Source organism: Streptomyces sp. NPDC005931 (genome assembly GCF_042871235.1).
Lineage (GTDB): Bacteria > Actinomycetota > Actinomycetes > Streptomycetales > Streptomycetaceae > Streptomyces.
The window spans coordinates 1-1,305 of sequence record NZ_JBIAIG010000044.1 but is presented as its reverse complement, the minus strand read 5'-3'; the positions used below and the strand labels follow the sequence as shown (position 1 = coordinate 1,305).

Below are 1,305 nucleotides of genomic sequence, written 5' to 3'. Positions count from 1 at the left end.
TCGACCCCGAACGCCGCACGGACCTGCGCGATCAACCGCGTGGCCAGCAGCGAGTGCCCACCCAGATCGAAGAAGTCGTCGTCGACACCGACCCGCGGCAGCCCCAGAACCTGCGCGAACAGGTCGCACACGATCTGCTCCTGCGGCGTACGCGCCCCCCGCCCCGAACCCAGCACGGTGAAGTCCGGCTCCGGGAGCGCCCCCTTGTCCAGCTTTCCGTTGGCGGTGAGCGGCATACGGTCCAGGAGCACGACGGCGGCCGGCAGCATGTAATCGGGCAGCCGGTCCCGGGCGAACTGCCGTACATCCTCGGATCGCAGGGCTCCGCGCGCCACCACGTAGGCGACGAGGCGGGCATCGCCCGGCTGCTCCTGGCGGACCACCACCGTGGCCTCGGCCACCTCCGGGTGGCCGGTCAGCACGTTCTCGATCTCGCCGGGTTCGATGCGGAAGCCGCGGATCTTGACCTGGTGGTCGGCGCGGCCGACGAACTCCAGCTCACCGTCCTGGTTCCAGCGCACCAGGTCACCGGTGCGGTACATCCGGCCACCCGGTTCCGGGGCGTACGGGTCCGCGACGAACCGCTCGGCCGTCAGACCGGGCCTGCCCAGGTATCCCCGGGCGACACCGGGCCCCGCGACGTACAGTTCGCCCACCACACCGGGCGCCACCAACTCCAGTCCGGCACCCAGCACATAGGTCCGCAGGTCGGGAATGCCGGCACCGATGACACTGGCCGCCCCGGCCGTGGCGCGCTCCCGGGTCAGCGGCTGGTACGTCACATGCACCGTGGTCTCGGTGATGCCGTACATGTTGACCAGCACCGGCGCGTCGTCGGCGTGGTGCCGGTACCAGTCGGCGAGGCGGGACGGCTGCAGTGCTTCACCGCCGAACACCACGGTGCGCAGGGCGAGTCGACGACCCGGCGGGGAGGCGTCGGCGTCGGCCTGCGCCAACTGGTGGAAGGCCGACGGCGTCTGGTTGAGAACGGTCACGCCCTGATCGGCCAGCAGGTCCAGGAACGCACCGGGCGTGCGGCTGACCTCGTAGGGGACCACGACCAGCCGGCCGCCGTGCAGCAGCGCTCCCCACAACTCCCAGACGGAGAAATCGAAGGCGTACGAGTGGAACAGCGTCCACACGTCGTCGGGGCCGAAGCCGAACCACTTCCGGGTGGCGTCGAAGAGCCGCACCACGTTCCGGTGGGTGGTGACGACGCCTTTGGGTCGGCCGGTGGAGCCGGAGGTGTAGATGACGTAGGCGGGGTGGTCGGGTGCGAGTGCGGTGGCGGGGTTGTGGGCGGGC

The 1,305-nt window shown here is 70.8% G+C and carries 1 protein-coding gene; it reads right to left on the bottom strand.

The annotated features are described in order from the left end of the window. A partial coding sequence (locus ACFYOV_RS33725) for an amino acid adenylation domain-containing protein (RefSeq protein ID WP_389094436.1) occupies positions 1-1,305 on the bottom strand: 1,305 nt, incomplete at both ends.